Annotated in this window: 16 protein-coding genes; 4 read left to right on the top strand and 12 right to left on the bottom strand. The window is 59.9% G+C overall.

The window, feature by feature from the left end; translation table 11 throughout:
* Window positions 1-106: 106 nt before the first annotated feature.
* The 3 genes from F568_RS0101545 to F568_RS0101535 all read right to left on the bottom strand — a co-directional run bounded on the left by F568_RS0101545 (window position 107) and on the right by F568_RS0101535 (window position 2,765).
* Window positions 107-622, bottom strand: a complete 516-nt coding sequence (locus tag F568_RS0101545) for a hypothetical protein (RefSeq protein ID WP_019016937.1) — start codon at window positions 620-622, stop codon at window positions 107-109.
* Between the two features lie 94 nt (window positions 623-716).
* Window positions 717-2,498, bottom strand: coding sequence for a sodium:solute symporter family protein (locus tag F568_RS0101540; RefSeq protein ID WP_019016936.1), 1,782 nt, complete (start codon window positions 2,496-2,498; stop codon window positions 717-719).
* Window positions 2,499-2,504: 6 nt separating this feature from the next.
* A complete protein-coding gene (locus tag F568_RS0101535) occupies window positions 2,505-2,765 on the bottom strand; it encodes a DUF4212 domain-containing protein (RefSeq protein WP_019016935.1) in 261 nt (86 codons plus the stop codon).
* Window positions 2,766-3,499: 734 nt separating this feature from the next.
* Here F568_RS0101535 and F568_RS0101530 point away from each other — a divergent pair.
* The 3 genes from F568_RS0101530 to ttcA all read left to right on the top strand — a co-directional run bounded on the left by F568_RS0101530 (window position 3,500) and on the right by ttcA (window position 6,979).
* A complete protein-coding gene (locus F568_RS0101530) occupies window positions 3,500-5,320 on the top strand; it encodes a DUF294 nucleotidyltransferase-like domain-containing protein (RefSeq protein ID WP_026300262.1) in 1,821 nt (606 codons plus the stop codon).
* 67 nt (window positions 5,321-5,387) lie between these two features.
* Window positions 5,388-6,005, top strand: coding sequence for a 3'-5' exonuclease (locus tag F568_RS0101525; protein ID WP_019016933.1), 618 nt, complete (start codon window positions 5,388-5,390; stop codon window positions 6,003-6,005).
* Window positions 6,006-6,124: 119 nt separating this feature from the next.
* Entirely contained in the window at window positions 6,125-6,979 is an 855-nt protein-coding gene (gene ttcA, locus F568_RS0101520) for a tRNA 2-thiocytidine(32) synthetase TtcA (RefSeq protein ID WP_019016932.1), read from the top strand.
* Window positions 6,980-7,090: 111 nt separating this feature from the next.
* On the opposite strand, the gene F568_RS0101515 is transcribed toward ttcA, so the two are convergent.
* The 9 genes from F568_RS0101515 to ccoN all read right to left on the bottom strand — a co-directional run bounded on the left by F568_RS0101515 (window position 7,091) and on the right by ccoN (window position 15,841).
* Entirely contained in the window at window positions 7,091-7,822 is a 732-nt protein-coding gene (locus F568_RS0101515; RefSeq protein ID WP_019016931.1) for a sulfite exporter TauE/SafE family protein, read from the bottom strand.
* Window positions 7,822-8,079: a cbb3-type cytochrome oxidase assembly protein CcoS gene (gene ccoS, locus F568_RS21950; protein ID WP_019016930.1), complete on the bottom strand. Its 258-nt coding sequence runs from the start codon at window positions 8,077-8,079 to the stop codon at window positions 7,822-7,824. The genes F568_RS0101515 and ccoS overlap by 1 nt, the downstream gene beginning before the upstream one ends.
* The gene (locus tag F568_RS0101505; protein WP_019016929.1) at window positions 8,076-10,547 is read right to left on the bottom strand and encodes a heavy metal translocating P-type ATPase; all 2,472 of its coding nucleotides are present in this window, start codon (window positions 10,545-10,547) and stop codon (window positions 8,076-8,078) included. The genes ccoS and F568_RS0101505 overlap by 4 nt, the downstream gene beginning before the upstream one ends.
* 5 nt (window positions 10,548-10,552) lie before the next feature.
* Entirely contained in the window at window positions 10,553-11,059 is a 507-nt protein-coding gene (locus F568_RS0101500) for a FixH family protein (RefSeq protein ID WP_019016928.1), read from the bottom strand.
* 2 nt (window positions 11,060-11,061) lie between these two features.
* Window positions 11,062-12,498 carry a cytochrome c oxidase accessory protein CcoG gene (gene ccoG / locus F568_RS0101495; RefSeq protein ID WP_083932952.1) on the bottom strand — a complete coding sequence of 479 codons (1,437 nt, stop codon included), beginning with the start codon at window positions 12,496-12,498 and terminating at the stop codon, window positions 11,062-11,064.
* A gap of 142 nt (window positions 12,499-12,640) precedes the next feature.
* The gene (gene ccoP / locus F568_RS0101490) at window positions 12,641-13,564 is read right to left on the bottom strand and encodes a cytochrome-c oxidase, cbb3-type subunit III (protein WP_019016926.1); all 924 of its coding nucleotides are present in this window, start codon (window positions 13,562-13,564) and stop codon (window positions 12,641-12,643) included.
* A complete protein-coding gene (locus tag F568_RS0101485) occupies window positions 13,561-13,782 on the bottom strand; it encodes a CcoQ/FixQ family Cbb3-type cytochrome c oxidase assembly chaperone (RefSeq protein ID WP_019016925.1) in 222 nt (73 codons plus the stop codon). Before F568_RS0101485 ends, ccoP begins: the two co-directional genes overlap by 4 nt.
* Before the next feature lie 3 nt (window positions 13,783-13,785).
* Entirely contained in the window at window positions 13,786-14,394 is a 609-nt protein-coding gene (gene ccoO / locus F568_RS0101480; RefSeq protein WP_019016924.1) for a cytochrome-c oxidase, cbb3-type subunit II, read from the bottom strand.
* A gap of 22 nt (window positions 14,395-14,416) precedes the next feature.
* On the bottom strand, window positions 14,417-15,841 hold the full coding sequence (gene ccoN, locus F568_RS0101475) for a cytochrome-c oxidase, cbb3-type subunit I (RefSeq protein WP_019016923.1): 1,425 nt from the start codon (window positions 15,839-15,841) through the stop codon (window positions 14,417-14,419).
* A 166-nt stretch (window positions 15,842-16,007) separates the two neighbouring features.
* On the opposite strand from ccoN, the gene F568_RS0101470 reads away from it, so the two are divergent.
* On the top strand, window positions 16,008-16,730 hold the full coding sequence (locus F568_RS0101470) for an alpha/beta family hydrolase (protein ID WP_019016922.1): 723 nt from the start codon (window positions 16,008-16,010) through the stop codon (window positions 16,728-16,730).

Below are 16,730 nucleotides of genomic sequence, written 5' to 3'. Positions count from 1 at the left end.
GGCAGATGTTTGACACCTATGGAAGAGCGCAGGCGGATTTCAGGCGAAGCGTAGGGAAGGGGCGGCCGTGAGGGCAGGCGTACGCCTGCCCTTCGGATCGTTAGGCTCAGGCGTTGTCGCAGACCGCCTGATACAGGGGGGCCGAGGCCTCGACGCGGCGCAGCTCCGTGTAGCGGGGCTGGCGGCTCTCTTCGGCGAGGGGCACCATTTCCTGCGCAGAGCAGTTCAGCAGATAGGCCTGATGCGAGACATGATCGGTGTGCTGTCGTTCGAAGCGGTAAAGGATGAACTCGACCAGGCGATCCTTCCCGGTTTCTCGAGTGACGAGGTTGCTCTGGTCGACGACGTTGAAAGCAGTAATCAACGGCACGGCATAAGTCCAGGGACGCCAGGCCATCTGGTCGGTTTCCGTGGATACCACCTGGGCCGAGGCCGGCAGTTGGGCCTGCTTGTAATCGTACCAGGTATATTCGTAATGAATCTGGTAGCCGATTATCCCTAGGCCGCCCAAGGCCGGAACGATCCAACGCGGCAACCGTTTGCCGCTGAGCAGGCGCAGGATCAAGCCGACCCCTGCAGCCCCGAGGCCGGCGAATATTGCTGCTATCAAGTGCCAAATCATACGACGCTCTTCCTAACGAAAATCGGGCTTCCACAGGGAAGCCCGATAAGTGTGGTCCCGCGACCCGGACCAGCCGGGCCGAGGCTATTATGGCTTAGTGATCGATGGCACCACCAGCGCCTTTCGGATAACGCACGCTTTCCACCAGATCCTGGATCTCCTGCGGCGGCTGCTCGGTCGCGTTGGAGACGAGGTAGGCCACGGCGAAGTTGATGATGGCTCCCACAGCACCAATGGAGAGCGGGGAAATACCCAGTACCCAGTTTTCCGGGGTGTCCGGCAGGTTGTTGGTACCCGGAATGAAGAACCAGCCCTTGTAGATGAAGATGTACACCAAGGTGAAAATCAGACCGGAGAGCATGCCGGCGATGGCACCCTTGTTGTTCACCCGCTTGGAGAAGATCCCCATCATCAGCACCGGGAACAGCGAGGCTGCAGCGATACCGAAGGCAAGCGCCACGACCTGGGCCGCGAACCCTGGCGGATTGGCACCGAGATAGGTAGCGACGACGATAGCAACGGACATTGAGATGCGTGCTGCCATCAGTTCGGATTTCTCCGAGATGTTGGGATTGATCGCCCCCTTGATCAGGTCATGGCTAATGGCCGAGGAGATTGCCAGCAGCAGGCCGGCTGCCGTGGACAGTGCTGCAGCCAGGCCGCCCGCAGCGATCAGGCCGATTACCCAACCGGGCAGGTTGGCGATTTCCGGGTTGGCCAACACCAGAATGTCATTGTTGACCTCCAGTTCGTTGCCTTCCCAGCCACGCTCGGAGAAGTCGGCGGCATTGTTGTAGAACTGGATGTTGCCGTCGTTGTTCTTGTCCTCGAAAGTGATCAAACCAGTCTCTTCCCAGGTCCGAATCCAGTCAGGACGGCTCTCGTAGGCGATCGGGTTAGTGGTGGCGTCTTCGTAATTCTCGACCTGGCCCGCCATGTCCGGATAGATGGTGGTCATCAGGTTCAGGCGTGCCATGGAGGCCACGGCCGGTGCTGTCAGGTAGAGTAGGCCGATGAAGACCAGTGCCCAACCGGCTGACCAGCGTGCGTCAGCCACCTTTGGGACGGTGAAAAAGCGCATGATGACGTGGGGCAGGCCAGCGGTACCAATCATCAGCGACAGGGTGAACAGCACCATGTTCAACTTGTTGTCTACCATCGCCGTGTAGGCATTGAAGCCCAGGGCGGTGACCACTTCGTTGAGCTTGGACAGCAGCGGCTCGCCGGACGCGTTGTGATCGGAGAACAGGCCGAGCGCTGGCAGCGGATTACCGGTCAGCTCAAGCGAAATGAAAACCGCCGGGATGGTGTAGGCGATGATCAGTACGATGTACTGGGCCACCTGGGTATAGGTAATGCCTTTCATGCCGCCCAGCACCGAATAGAAGAACACGACCACAGCGGCAATGATCAAGCCGGTAGTTGCGTCGACTTCCAAAAAGCGCGAGAAGGCTACGCCGGCGCCAGCCATCTGGCCGATGACGTAGGTCACAGACGCCACGATCAAACAGATGACGGCCACCATGCGCGCCGTCCTGCTGTAGAAGCGGTCGCCGATGAACTCGGGCACGGTGAACTTGCCGAACTTGCGCAAGTAGGGGGCCAGCAACATGGCCAGTAGCACGTAGCCGCCTGTCCAGCCCATCAGGAAGGTAGAGTTGGCATAGCCCCCGGCGGCGATGAGGCCCGCCATGGAAATGAAGGAGGCCGCGGACATCCAGTCGGCCCCGATCGCCATACCGTTAGTGACGGGGTGGACGCCACCGCCGGCAACATAGAAGTCCTTGGTCGACCCGGCCTTGGCCCAGATGGCGATGCCTATATAAATGGCAAAGGAGGCGCCGACAAAGAGAACGTTAATCAAAAATTGACTCATGCTGGCTTACTCCCCGAGCCCGAATTTCTTGTCCAGCCGATTCATCTTCCACGCATAGAAGAAGATCAGGCCGATGAAGGTCAGAATGGATCCCTGTTGAGCGAACCAGAACCCCAGGTCTGTGCCGCCGACGGGAATCCCTGACAACAGGGGGCGCAGCAGGATTGCAAAGCCGTAAGACACCAGTGCCCAGACGATCATGCAGCCTGTGATGAGGCGTAAGTTGGCCTTCCAATAAGCTTCGGCATTGGATTTATCTTCTGCCATGATATTGCTCTCCGCTTGTTTGTAAGAAGGATTGCTTCGAAGGGGTATCTCTAACCCTGCAGGATACCTGTCTTCCGTTCAGCCATTTCTTCTAGCCATTGGTGCTGACATTAGCGATATTTTCGATGGCATAACTGGCTGAAAAAGTCTCCCCGCTTGTGTTTTTTATCGCGACCAAAGTCGTTGTTACATGATGTGAAGGTTCAGTTTTTTATCTGCTCTCACATGGAATTGCCCTAATAAGGCACGTAGGCAATAGTGGTCAACATCAGGAAAAAATAAAATCCCATACTTTGGTCTTATGAAATAAAGCCGATGCAATAGGCTTCGAATGTTTTGTTTTTATATCAATGGCTTGCTTTATAGTTCGGTTTTAGGGAAACAAGCAAGGGTTTCTGAATAGGACGATGGTATAGGCGCTCATGGCTAGGACAATAGTCTAACAAGATATCCCCTTGAACATTGGTCTATGTTCAGTTGAAAGAAGCGAGGCTGGTATCCTAGCTTTATTCTGTCTATTGGCAGATAAGAGTGAAGTGGAGACGCTCGAATGTCTGGCACTCTTGTCTTTTGTTCAAAGTGATGTTGACCAACGCATCAGGTCGACAAGGACGTCCGAGCTTTCACGTTGCGTTTCGAGGCAACTTCCGTATCGATGAAGGCCTGCGTAGCAAGGTTCATGGCTCGCCTGCTCGTGGTTGTCAGCGGGGTGAAGCCGTCATGAGGGCGACATGATGGTCGACATCGATCTTTCACAAGCACCTTTCTCGCTCCTCGACGAGGCCGGCAGAGCAAGAGTGGCAAATGGCGTGGACATGGCCTACTTCGATACGGGAGAGGTCATTCTGGACGCCGGCCAGCCCGGCGAGTTCGTATTCATCATTCACAAGGGCGAAGTCGCCGAACTGGACACGACGCTACCCAATGCCCGGGCACGTATCGGGCACTACACGGCTGGCGATGTGTTCGGAGCCATCAGTATCCTGAACGGCCAGAGCCGCTACCGCTTCAAGACCGAGCAGGAAACGCTCTGCTATTTATTGCCCAAGGCCCTGTTCGAGCAGTTGTGTGAAGTCTACCCGGCGTTTGGTGACTTTTTTCGTGAGAGTCTGGCCAGCAAGGCGCGTCTGCTCGTCGAGCGCAGAGCCTCGGACGGGGTTTCCATGGCGGGCTTCATGCTGGCCCGTGTGGCCGAATGCATGCGCACCCCCTGCATTGTCACCGAGTCCACCACCGTGGCCGAAGCGGTGGCCATGCTCAACGATCAGCATGCCGATAGCCTACTGGTCAGGGCCGCGGGGCGCGTCGGCATCGTGACCAAGACCGACCTGCTCAATGCGCTTATTCTTCAGGGGCTCGAGCGTGGCAGCCCGGTGCTGAGCATCGCCCATTTCACTCTGGTTACGGCACGGCCGGAGGACTACCTGTTCCAAGCATTGGTCAGCATGACTCGTCACGATGTGGCACGGGTGGTCGTGATGGAAAGCGACACGCCTATCGGGGTCGTCGAGCTTACCGATGTACTGAGCTATTTCTCCAGTCGCTCCTACGTGGTCAGTCTGGAGGTTGAACAAGCCGAAAATCTCGATGCGCTGGCAAGAGCCAGTGCGCGCCTGCCAGAGTTGGTCAAGGCACTGATGTCCCAGGGCGTGAAATTGAACTTCGCCATGGATCTGCTGGCTGCCCTCAACGGGCGCATTATCAGTAAGGCTTTCCAATTTCTGATCCCCCCGCAGCAGCAATCGCAGAGCTGTTTTATCGTCATGGGCAGCGAAGGTCGTGGCGAGCAGATTCTCAAGACCGACCAGGACAATGCCCTGGTGCTCAAGGATGGCAGCGACTGGCCGGCATGCGCCGCGGACATGCAGCGACTGACCGAAACCCTGTACAAGCTGGGTTACCCGCCTTGTCCCGGCAATATCATGGTGTCCAATCCTGAATGGGTGAATAGCGAGTCGGGATGGCGACAAACCATTTCGCGTTGGGTCGAACGTCGTGACGGCGCCTCGCTGATGAATATAGCGATCATGCTCGATGCCCACGCCGTTGCCGGCAATGTTCAGTTGCTGGATGGGATTCGCCGGCATTTGTTCGATAGCTGTTCGCACGATGAAATCTTTCTGTCGTACTTCGCCAAGATGGCCTTGCGCTTTGCCGCTCCGCTGACGTTGTTCGGATCGCTCAAGCGGCCGGCGCACGGCATCGATATCAAGAAGGGCGGCATCTTTCCCATTGTTCAAGGCGTTCGAACGCTGGCACTGGAATGCCGGACACAGCCGACCTCGACGCTGGGGCGGTTGGACGCACTGGCTGCACAGGGGCGCCTCGAGCCGGAATTTGCCGCCGACCTCGGCGAAGCCCTATCGCTGTTTACCGAGTTGCGTCTAAAGCAACAACTGGCTCGTCTCGATGGTAAAGGCAGGGCTGACAACGACCCCAACCTGGTGGTCGTGCAGTCACTGTCTTCTCTGGAACGTGACCTTTTGCGCGAGGCACTGCATATCGTCAAGGATTTCCAGCAGCGCCTGTCGCACCGCTTTCATCTCGAATACTGAGGTCACCCATCATGAAGCCCATGAGCCGATACTTCAGGGAAGTCACATTTAGGCAGGAGGCCTATCTATGATCAAATCACTACGGCGCGCTGCCGACCGCCGCAAGCAGGCCAATGGCCGCTATGGTTGGCTGTTCAACCCTTACACCGGCGATGAGTTGGTCGCTATCGATTGCGAGACCACTGGCCTCGACCCCAAGACTGCCGAACTGGTATCGATCGCTGCGGTACGCATCAAGGGCGACCATGTGCTGACCAGCGATGCGCTGGACTTGCGTCTGCAGCAGCCCGATAGCCTGACCGGAGACTCGATACGCATCCATCGCCTGCGTGGTGTCGACCTCGAGGAAGGCGAGTCGCTTCAGGCGGCCCTGGAGCAGTTCATCGACTTTATCGGCAACCGGCCGTTGCTGGGGTGGTGTGTCGATTACGACGTCAATGTCATCAATCGTCATGTGCGTCCGCTGTTCGGCTTCGACCTGCCCAACGTCAGTATCGATATGGCGCAGATCTATCAGCGCGAGCTGCGCCGGATACGCCCACACCTGGAGCCGCACCTGGGCTTTGAAAGCATTGCCAAGGCGCTGAATGTTCCGGTCATGGGGCGGCATACTGCACTCGGTGACGCGACTACCACCGCACTCATGTACTTGCGATTGACCAAAGGGGCGCTTGAAGCGTGCTAGCCTGTTTAAGCGTGAGTTGCCGCTAACGCCAGCAGGGCGGGAGCACCGGGGGCCATCGCATGTCGGCGGGGGCGGTGGTAGCATAGTCGGCCATCTTTTTCACTGCGTGTCGTCTCATCATGCTGGAACTCACCGGTACCCAGAAACGCGAGTTCAATAAACTCCAGAAGCGCCTGCGTCGCCAGGTCGGCAACGCGATCATTGATTATGGAATGATCGAAGACGGCGACAAGGTCATGGTCTGTCTGTCCGGTGGCAAGGACTCCTACACTATGCTGGAGATCCTGTGCAATTTGCAGCGCAATGCACCGGTAGATTTCGAACTGGTGGCGGTTAATCTCGACCAGAAACAGCCCGGTTTTCCCGAGCATGTCCTGCCCGAGTACCTTGAAGGCATTGGCGTGCCGTACCATATCCTCGAGCGCGACACCTACTCGGTGGTCAAGGAGAAGACACCGGAAGGCAAGACGACATGCGCGCTTTGCTCACGTCTGCGTCGCGGTTCGCTCTATGGGTTCGCCGAGGAGATCGGGGCGACCAAGGTGGCTTTGGGGCATCATCGCGAGGATATCCTCGAGACACTGTTTCTCAACATGTTCTACGGCGGCACGCTCAAGGCGATGCCACCCAAGCTGCTTTCCGACGATGGCAAGAATATCGTCATCCGACCGCTGGCCTACTGCAAGGAGGCCGACATCGCCGAGTTTGCGCGGCTGATGGAATTCCCGATCATTCCCTGCAACCTGTGCGGCTCGCAGCCCAACCTGCAACGTCAGGTGGTCAAGGAGATGCTCGCCGAGTGGGAGAAGAAGCATCCGGGACGTCTCGAGACGATGTTCAAGGCGGTTACCAACGTGGCGCCATCACAGCTCGCCGATCGCGACCTGTTCGACTTTCAGGGGCTCGAGGCCAAGCGTGAAACCCTGCAGGCTAATCGTATCGATGCCTTCGACCTGCTGGCCAGAGAGGCCTGAGCGTCAGCACAGCCCGGTTCTAAGGCTCATTACGACAACGCCCTCGGCCACTACGGTCGGGGGCGTTTCGATTCGCGGTCTGTCGTTCGTACGGCTGACTCGTGATCCGGATCAATGAGCGTGTGAATGCGGTGTCGATGTCGGCATATCGTGTGTGTCCGGCCACAGTTGACAGAGTTGCCATGTCGCGAATGCAATGATCAGTACGGCGGCGACGCTGCGTGTGGCGGGATGTCGAATCAGCGCCGCCATCTGACGGGCGGCCACGCCGGTGACCAGCAATGCAGGAAGAGTCCCCAGTCCGAACGCGCCCATCAGCGCTGCTCCCCGCCAAGGATCGCCACCGGCGAGGCTCCAGGCGAGCATCGAATAGACCAGCCCGCAGGGTAGCCAGCCCCACACGGCGCCAAGGGCGATGGCCTGAGGAATTCTGACGACCGGCATCAGGCGGCGACCCACCGGTTCGAGGTGACGCCAGAGCCGGCGGCCCAGAGCCTCGACATGGGTTAGCCCTCGCCACCAGTTGGCCAAGTAAAGTGCCATGAGTATCAGCATCACGGCAGCCAGCACCTGCAGGGCCAGGCGCAGTATGCCATGGGCGCTACCCAGAAGCGTTCCCAGGCTGGCAGCCAACGCTCCGGCGAGCATGTAGCTGGAGATGCGGCCCAGGTTATAGCCCAGCAGCAGGCCGCCCAGCCGGGCCGGGTTGCGCATACTGGGCGGGACGGCGAAGGTCAGGGCACTCATGATCCCGCCGCACATGCCGATGCAGTGGGCCCCGCCCAGCAAGCCGAAGACGAGCGCCGCAGCCAGCGGTGGCAGGTCAAGTCCGGTAGGGTTCATCAACGTGACTCGCCGGAAGGCGGCGTATCGTCACGCTGGGTGTCGTCGGCAGCGAAGTCGGTCGGGCGCCGAAGAGCTTCCCGCCGCCGCTGACGCTGCTCGGGCGTGAGGTCATTGTCATCCTCATCGAAGAGGATGCGATGTGCTGGTCCTTCCAGATCGTCGAACTGGCCGCTCTTGACCGCCCAGAAGAAAGCCCAGATGGCAAAGCCGAGCAGGACCAGCGACAGCGGAATCAGCAAATAGAGAATGCTCATGGGGCGCTCAACGGCATCGGTGAGGGAGTTGACAGCCGGGCACGGCTGAGGCGCAGTGCGTTGCCGATAACAATCAGCGAGCTGGCCGACATGCCCAGCGCCGCAGCCCAGGGAGGTACCAGGCCCATGGCCGCCAAGGGCAGGGCACAGAGGTTGTAGCACAGTGCCCAGGACAGGTTCTGGAGAATCAGGCGCCGGGTCAGGCGTGCCAGCGTCATGGCTTCGACGATACGCCACAGCCGAGGGCTCATCAATACGGCATCCGCCCGGGTGCGGGCCAGGTCGGTAGCGCCATTCATCGCTATCGATACATCGGCAGCGGCGAGGACCGGCACATCATTGATGCCGTCGCCGATCATGACCACACGCTCGCCGGCAGCCTGTAGCGCCTGGATGTGTGTCAGCTTGCTTTCCGGTGTGGCTTCGGCGGTCCAGGTTGTAATGCCTGCCTCACCGGCCAGCGCTTCGACGGCCGCCCGGCCATCGCCGGACAACAGCTCGACGGTCAGGCCGGCCTCGCGCAGCGCAGCAACGGTATCGTGAGCGTCTTCGCGCAGTAAATCATCGAGCCGAAACCAGGCTAGCGGCTCGGCGTGTTCGACGCTGCTGCCGCGCGACAGAAGTAGCCATTGTCCCGCGCTGGCCGGCGGCGACGGCGGCGCAGCAAGGGCGAAGCCGGGGCGGCCCAGTCGATAATGCTGCCCGTTGATATCGCCCTCCAGGCCCTGGCCGGTATGGTTGCTCACGTTGCTGGCGCGTAGCGACGGGTCGCGAAGGTCGCGGAAGGCGCGTGCGATGGGATGCTCGGAGTGGGCTTCCAGGGCAGCCGCCAACGTGCCGGCCTGATGGACGTCTAGCGCGTCGCCGAGGATTTGCGTCTCCCGAAGGCGCATGTGCCCCTCGGTCAATGTGCCGGTCTTGTCGAACACGATCCGGGTCGCCTGGGAGAGTCCTTCGATGGCGTGGGCGCGGGTGACCAGCACCCCACGTCGACGCATCTGGCCGTGGCAGGCAGTGAGCGCCGTGGGGGTGGCCAGGGCAAGGGCGCAGGGGCAGGTCACGACCAGCACCGAGAGGGTGACCCACAGCACTCGCGACGGATCAATGATGCTCCAGGCAATGACCACGCCAAGCGTGACGACCAACAGCCGTAACACGAAGTGATGGGCCATGCGCGAGGCCTGTTCGGCGATGCGCGGCCGGCTGGCAAAGGCGCGGTCGGTGAGCTCCAGAATGCCGGCGGCGCGTGCGTCGCGTCCGGCGCGGGTCACCTCGATCTCGAGCACACTTTCCACGTTAATACTGCCGCCGGTGACGGCATCGCCGGTCTCTCGGGCCACCGGGAGCGGCTCACCGGTGAGCATCGACTCGTCCAGGCTGGAGTGACCACTTACGATCACTCCGTCGGCCGGTACGCCATGACCGGGCGGCACACGCACCCGGTCGCCCGGGCGCAACTGGTTGGCCGGCAGGACGCGCTCGCTGCTGTCGGTCTCAAGGCGAACCGCACTCGATGGCAGCACACCGAATAAGGCATTGCCGCTGTGCCCGTTGCGGCGACGTGCGCGCATCTCGATGTAGCGACTGAACAGCAGAAAGAAGGTGAACATGGTCACCGAGTCGAAATAGACGTCGCCGCTGCCACTCAGCACGGCGTAGGCACTGGCGAAGTAGGCGCCGAGAATGGCCAGCGAGACCGGTACGTCCATGCCTAGGTGACGGGTGCGCAGGTCGCGCAGCGCATTGCGGAAAAACGGCAGGGCGGAAAACGCCACCACCGGAGTAGCCAGGGCCAGGGACAGCCAATGGAAGAGTGTGTGAAAACTCTCGCTCATGTCGTCGGGGCCGGCGACATACAGCGGGATGGCGAACATCATGACCTGCATCATCGCCACCGCGGCGACGATCAGGCGGCGGATTGCCTGGCGCTCCTCGTGCTGCAACTTCTGTTGGGCCTGGTCTGGCTCGTAGGGCTGTGAGGGGTAGCCGATGGCGGCCAGCTCGGCGAGGATGCGCGAGAGCTTGAGGCGATCTGGATCCCACACCACATGCAGGCGGTGGTGGCTGAGGTTGACCGCACTGGATTCCAGTCCACCGATAGCGTTGAGGCGATGCTCGATCAGCCAGGCGCAGGCGGCACAGGTAATGCCATCGACGGCCAGCGTCACCTGACGATGGGAGTCATCCCCGGTCGGATGAACGAATTCGCGCTGCAGCTCCGGGTCGTCGAACACCGCCCATGTTTCGGCCCGCTGGGTGTCTTGGTCGCCGGGGCGCTCGGGCAGTTCGGTTCGGAATCGGTAATAGCTTTCCAGCCCGCCCTCGACGATAGCGTGAGCCACCGCTTCGCAGCCCGGGCAGCATAGCGGGTGGCTGCGCCCATCGAGCTCGATCCGCCACGTAGCGTTTTGCGGTACCTCGGCGCCACAGTGGTAACAACAGATCGTATTGCCGGCAGGGGCGGTCATCACGCTCATGTCGGTTTGCGATCGGCTCGTAGCGTTAGCGAAGATTTGCGAGGCAGCTCGATCTCACCTCGTAAGCGCCAGTCGGGATCGCTGATGGCCGGTTGTAGGTGCAGATACCAGCGATACTGCAGGGCATGCGGCAGTTGTCCGACGTAGTGACCGTTGCGGACACGCTCGAGCGTCACGCTCTGGTCTCGATTGCCCTGGGTGGGAAAGATCAGTTCGAGGCGTAACTGCTCGGGACGTGCCTGTCCCTTCAGCTCAACCACGACATCGCCGGTCAGGTCGTCGATTCGCAGGTCGGCTTGCATGCCCAGTTCGGCGGCACGCTGATCCTGCTCCAGCACCTGGTTGATGGCCATTCCTTGCTTGTAGTAATCGTCCTCGACCATGCCGTCGAAACCGATGAGGGAAAACACCAGGAAGGTGACCCCCATGACCACGGACAGGCCCAGGATGCCGAGCAGGAACCAGGGCCAGAACTCTTTGTACCAGGGGCGCGGTGCGGTCATCGTTATCTCCGGGCTTGCCCCAGGAAGCGGGCTTCCTTGGACAGGGTTATGTCAGCGTCTTCCAGCGCCTCGATACGAAGGACGATGGCTTCGCTGGGTGCATCGATAGCGTCGGCTGAGACGGCAAGCTGCAGCGGCTGGGTGGCGCTGGAGCGGGCAGCGACGGAGACGGTATCGTCACCGATCAGATAGATCCCTTCCAGCCCTGCCGGCACGATACGGTAACGGTGCGCTTCGTCGTCCAGGTTGCGAATCTGCAGCGTATAGAAATTGGTAATGTCGCCTTCCTGAGTCAAGTTGTAGAGCTGGTTACGGTCGCGCTCGATGTCGACGTCCAGCGGCAGGCGATCGGTCACGATCCAGGCGAACATGCCCATCATGATAACGAGTGCCGCCAGATAACCGAGCAGGCGTGGGCGCAAAATGTGCGTCTTGCGACCTTCAAGAGCATGCTCGGTGGTATAGCGAATCAGCCCGCGCGGGTAGTTCATCCTGGTCATGACGCTGTCGCAGGCGTCGATGCAGGCCGCGCAAGTAATGCATTCGTACTGCAGGCCGTCGCGAATATCGATCCCGGTGGGGCAGACCTGTACGCACAGGCCGCAGTCGATGCAATCACCGATGCCTTCGGCACGTGGGTCGGCCATTTTCTTGCGCGAGCCACGCGGCTCACCACGCGCCGCATCGTAGGATACGACCAGCGTGTCCTTGTCGAACATGACTGCCTGGAAACGGGCATAGGGACACATGTAGATACACACCTGCTCGCGCAGCCAACCGGCGTTCAGGTAGGTAAAGACAGTGAAGAACCCCGCCCAGAACAGCGCCCAGCCTCCCACGTCGAACGTGGCGAAATCGGCCACCAGGCCGCGTATCGGGGTGAAATAACCGACAAAGGTCAGGCCCGTAGCCAAGGCGATCAGTAACCACAGGGCATGCTTGGCTCCCTTGCGGCGGGCCTTGTTAGCGGCCATGGCCTGTCTGTCGAGCTTCATGCGCTGGTGGCGAGAGCCTTCGGTAATGTGTTCCACCCAGATGAAAAGCCAGGTCCATACGCTTTGCGGGCAGGTATAGCCACACCACACGCGACCGGCGAAGACGGTGATCAGGAACAGTCCGAAGGCGCAGATGATCAGCAGCCAAGACAGCAGCATGAAGTCCTGCGGATAGAACGTTGCGCCGAAGATATGGAAGGCGCGCGAGGGCAGGTCGAACAGCACGGCTTGGCGATCCTCCCAACAGAGCCAGGGGATGCCGAAGTAGAGTGCCATCAGCACCCAGTTGGCGCTGCGTCGAAGACGTTGGAAAAGTCCCTTTATCTCTCGAACATAAATATGCCTACGGCTAGCATACATATCCATGGATACGCTGTGCCGGGGGGAATGAGTCCCCACGGCAGGATCCGGGGTCATATCCTGGAGCGGGATCTTGTCCGTCATGAAGCCACCAAAGAGTCATGGTGAGGCAGGGTGCCGGGTGGCAGAAAGCGCTTTCTGGCGTGCGCTTCTCGAACCAAGAGAATTCTAGCGCTTTGGCATAGGAGAAAAGACCGGGTGCGACCGCCGGACGCACCCGGAAAGCTCAATTGGAGAGGCTGTAAATATAGGCGGAAACAAGGTGGACCTTGTCTTCCCCGATATAGGCGGCCTGGGCTGGCATATGGCCGTTGCGGCCGTTGCGCAGCGTCTCGAGGACCGATTCCAGCACGGGCTGGCCGGGCTGGCGGTACAGCCAGATATCATCGGTCAGGTTGGCCGAGCCGATGGCGGGAATTCCCTTGGCATCCTGCCCGTGGCAGGCCACGCAGGCAGAGGTGAAGATCGCCTCCCCCTGGCTCGCGAGGTCGGCATCATGCTCGGCATCGGACAGGCTCAGCACGTAGTGGGCAACATTGCGCAAGTTCTCTTCACCGAGTTGCTGCCAGGCCGGCATCAGACCATTACGCCCCTCGGCGATACTGGCCGTAATGGCTTCGGGCGTACCGCCGTAGAGCCAGTCGTTGTCGGTATGGTCGGGGAAGCCATAGCCGCCCTGTGCGTTGGAGCCATGACACACCGCACAGTTATTGAGATAGATGCGCTCGGCCACGCGCATGGCCTCGGCATCCTGAGCCAGTTCAGGGATGGGAGTTTCCTGATATTTGGCAAAGATCGGTGCGTACTGCTCCTGAGCATGGGCGACCTCCTTCTCCCACTGGTTCTCCTGGGTCCAGCCGAACAGCCCCTTGTAGTTTCCCAAGCCTGGGTAAAGCAGCAGGTAGCCCACCGAGAACACGATGGTTCCGATGAACAACATGAACCACCAGCGCGGCAACGGATTGTCGTATTCGTCGATACCGTCGGCACTGTGCCCGGTGGTCTCGACCTCGCCATACTCGTTGGGCTGCTTGTCGGTCTTGCGGTTGGCAAACAGTACCCACCAGCAGAACGCGATGGTGCCCAGAGTGATGACGATGATCCAGACGCTCCAGAAGCCGGAAAGGGAGTCACCCCACAAGTTACTCATGAATTCTTGTCTCCCTCATCATGGCGGGACGATACCTTGTCCTGTGCTCCGTTGCGGTCACGGGATGTGGCGTCGCCTTCCTCCTCGTCGGCAAACGGTAGGTGGCTCGCCTCGTCGAAATCTTTCTTGCGGCGCTTGGAGTATGCCCAGAACACTACGCCGATAAAGGCGATCATGATAAGCAGCGTAGTGATGCCGCGAAACGTTCCGATATCCATGGCTCAGCGCGTGTCCTTGAGTACGGTGCCGAGCTGCTGCAGGTAGGCCACCAGCGCGGTGATCTCCTGCTCGCCTCGGACTGCCTTGGTGGCGTTGGCGATCTGTTCGTCGGTATACGGCACGCCCAAGCTGCGCAGGGCACGCATTTTATCGGCGGTGTTTTCACCGGTCAGCGTACGCTCGAACAGCCATGGATAGTTCGGCATCTTGGATTCCGGTACCACGTCGCGGGGGTTGTAAAGGTGGGCTCGGTGCCACTCGTCGCTGTAGCGACCGCCGACACGGGCCAGGTCCGGGCCGGTGCGCTTGGAGCCCCACAGGAAGGGATGGTCGTAGACGAACTCCCCCGCCACGCTGTAGTGGCCGTAACGCTCCGTCTCGGCGCGGAACGGGCGGATCATCTGCGAGTGGCAGCCGACACAGCCTTCACGGATGTAGATGTCGCGCCCTTCGAGTTCCAGCGCTGACAGTGGTTTCAGTCCGTCGACTGGTTGGGTCGTTTCCTTCTGGAAGAACAGCGGCACGATCTCGGCGAGGCCGCCCAGGCTGATCACTACCAGGATCAGGACGGCGAGCAGACCCACGTTCTTTTCTACAATGTCGTGTCTCATCAGTCTCAGGTTCCCCGATTGATCAAGCGGTCTGCGCGATCGTTGCCTGCTCGCGTTCGCTACGCTTCACCGTCATGTAGACGTTGAAGGCCATCAGTAGCATGCCGGCCACGAAGAAGCAGCCACCGATCCAGCGCACGACGTAGCCTGGATGGCTGGCTTCGAGGGCTTCGACGAAGGTGTACATCAGCGTGCCGTCTGCATTCACCGCGCGCCACATCAGGCCCTGCATGATGCCGTTGACCCACATGGAAGTGATGTAGAGAACGGTACCGATCGTCGCCAGCCAGAAGTGAACGGCGATAAGCTTCTCGGAGTACATGGCCTGGCCGCCGAACAGGCGAGGAATCAGGTGGTACATGGAGCCGATGGTGATCATGGCGACCCAGCCGAGAGCGCCTGCATGTACGTGGCCGATGGTCCAGTCGGTGTAGTGGGACAGCGCATTGACCGTCTTGACTGCCATCATCGGACCTTCGAAGGTCGACATGCCGTAGAACGACAGGGCCACGACCAGAAAGCGCAGGGTCGGGTCGGTACGCAGCTTATGCCAGGCCCCCGACAAGGTCATAATGCCGTTGATCATGCCGCCCCAGGAGGGAGCCAGCAGGATGATCGACATGATCATACCCAATGACTGAGCCCAGTCGGGCAGGGCGGTGTAGTGCAGGTGGTGCGACCCGGCCCACATGTACGTGGTGATCAGCGCCCAGAAGTGCACGATGGACAGACGATAGGAATAGATCGGACGTTCGGCCTGTTTGGGAACGAAGTAGTACATCATGCCCAGAAAACCGGCGGTAAGTAGAAAACCGACCGCATTGTGCCCGTACCACCACTGGGCCATGGCATCGATGGCGCCGGCGTAGGCCGAGTAGGAGTTCATCCAGCCAACCGGCACTTCTGCCGAATTGACGATGTGCAGTACCGCAACGGTCAGGATGAATGCCGCATAGAACCAGTTCGCCACATAGATGTGCGGGGTCTTGCGCTGCTTGATGGTTCCCAGGAAAACGATGGCGTAGGAGATCCAGACCACGACGATCAGAATATCGATCGGCCACTCCAGTTCAGCGTATTCCTTGGATGTGGTGTAGCCCATGGGTAGCGTGATTACCGCCAGCACAAGCACTGTCTGCCAGCCCCAGAACACGAAGGCGGCTAAACCATCGGAAAACAGACGTGTCTGACAGGTGCGCTGAACGACGTACAGGGAAGTCGCCATCAGGGCCGAGCCGCCAAAGGCGAAGATTACAATGTTGGTGTGTAACGGTCGCAGGCGGCCGAAGCTTGTCCACGGAAGGCCAAAGTTCAGTTCAGGCCAGACCAGCTGTGCAGCGATGAAGACACCCAGGCCCATGCCTATGATGCCCCATACCACGGTCATGATAGCGAACTGCCGAACCACCTTGTAATTGTAGGTTGGGTGTTCAAATGTTGTGTTCATGTCAGGTTCCCATCGAACGCGGTGGTGGGGAGACGTCCCGCGGGGGCATTCTGCCCCAGGTTGACCGCTCACATGATGATGCAGGTCAAGTGCTGGCAATTCTATCCTAGCCCTTCTCCAACCTGAATAAGCCGGACCCGCCGGCTACGACGAAAGAATAGGAAAAATGCCTTATAGCGAACGCGATGGCTGGCGCCACGTGACTGATAATTGCGTGCTAGATGCGCTGCTTGATAACCAAAATGCCCGACTATTTATCGAAGGAATAGGGCCGCTGGAAAAGTGGGGTGAACCACGGGTAGGGCGGCTGCTCCTGGCGCATGGGGCCGGGGCCGGTCAGGACTCGAGTTTCATGCAAGGGTTACGAGAATACCTGGGTCGAAATGGCGTGCAGACACTGTCGATCGAATTCGCCTACATGCAAAGAATACGTCGGGAAAAACGGCGTCGTCCGCCGCCAAGTGTCGATCATCTCGTCGAAGAAATGATCCAGTGGTGCGGTATCCTGACACATCGCAATCTACCGCCATTGTGGCTTGGCGGAAAATCGCTGGGTGGACGTGTTGCCAGTTTGGTGGCATCCCGCCAGGAAACGGCCGGTTTGGTCCTGTGCGGTTACCCCTTCCATCCACCGCGCAAGCCGGAAAGAACGCGCCTGGCCCACTGGCCCCGGATTACCTGCCCGACCCTGGTGCTGCAGGGGACGCGCGATCCCTTTGGCACACGGGACGAGATCGAAGGCTATGATTTGCCCGGCAACGCCAAGGTCACGTTTCTCGAGGATGGTGAACATGACTGGAAACCCCGCAAATCATCAGGGTTGACCCAGAACCAATTGATCGAGCAGGCTGCCATTGGCGTTGCCGGCTTCATGACAGCAAGCCGATGA

This window comes from Modicisalibacter luteus DSM 23508 (assembly GCF_000378505.1).
GTDB classification, from domain to species: domain Bacteria; phylum Pseudomonadota; class Gammaproteobacteria; order Pseudomonadales; family Halomonadaceae; genus Modicisalibacter; species Modicisalibacter luteus.
The sequence above is the reverse complement of the archived record's forward strand: the minus strand, read 5'-3'. Positions and strand labels throughout refer to the sequence as shown.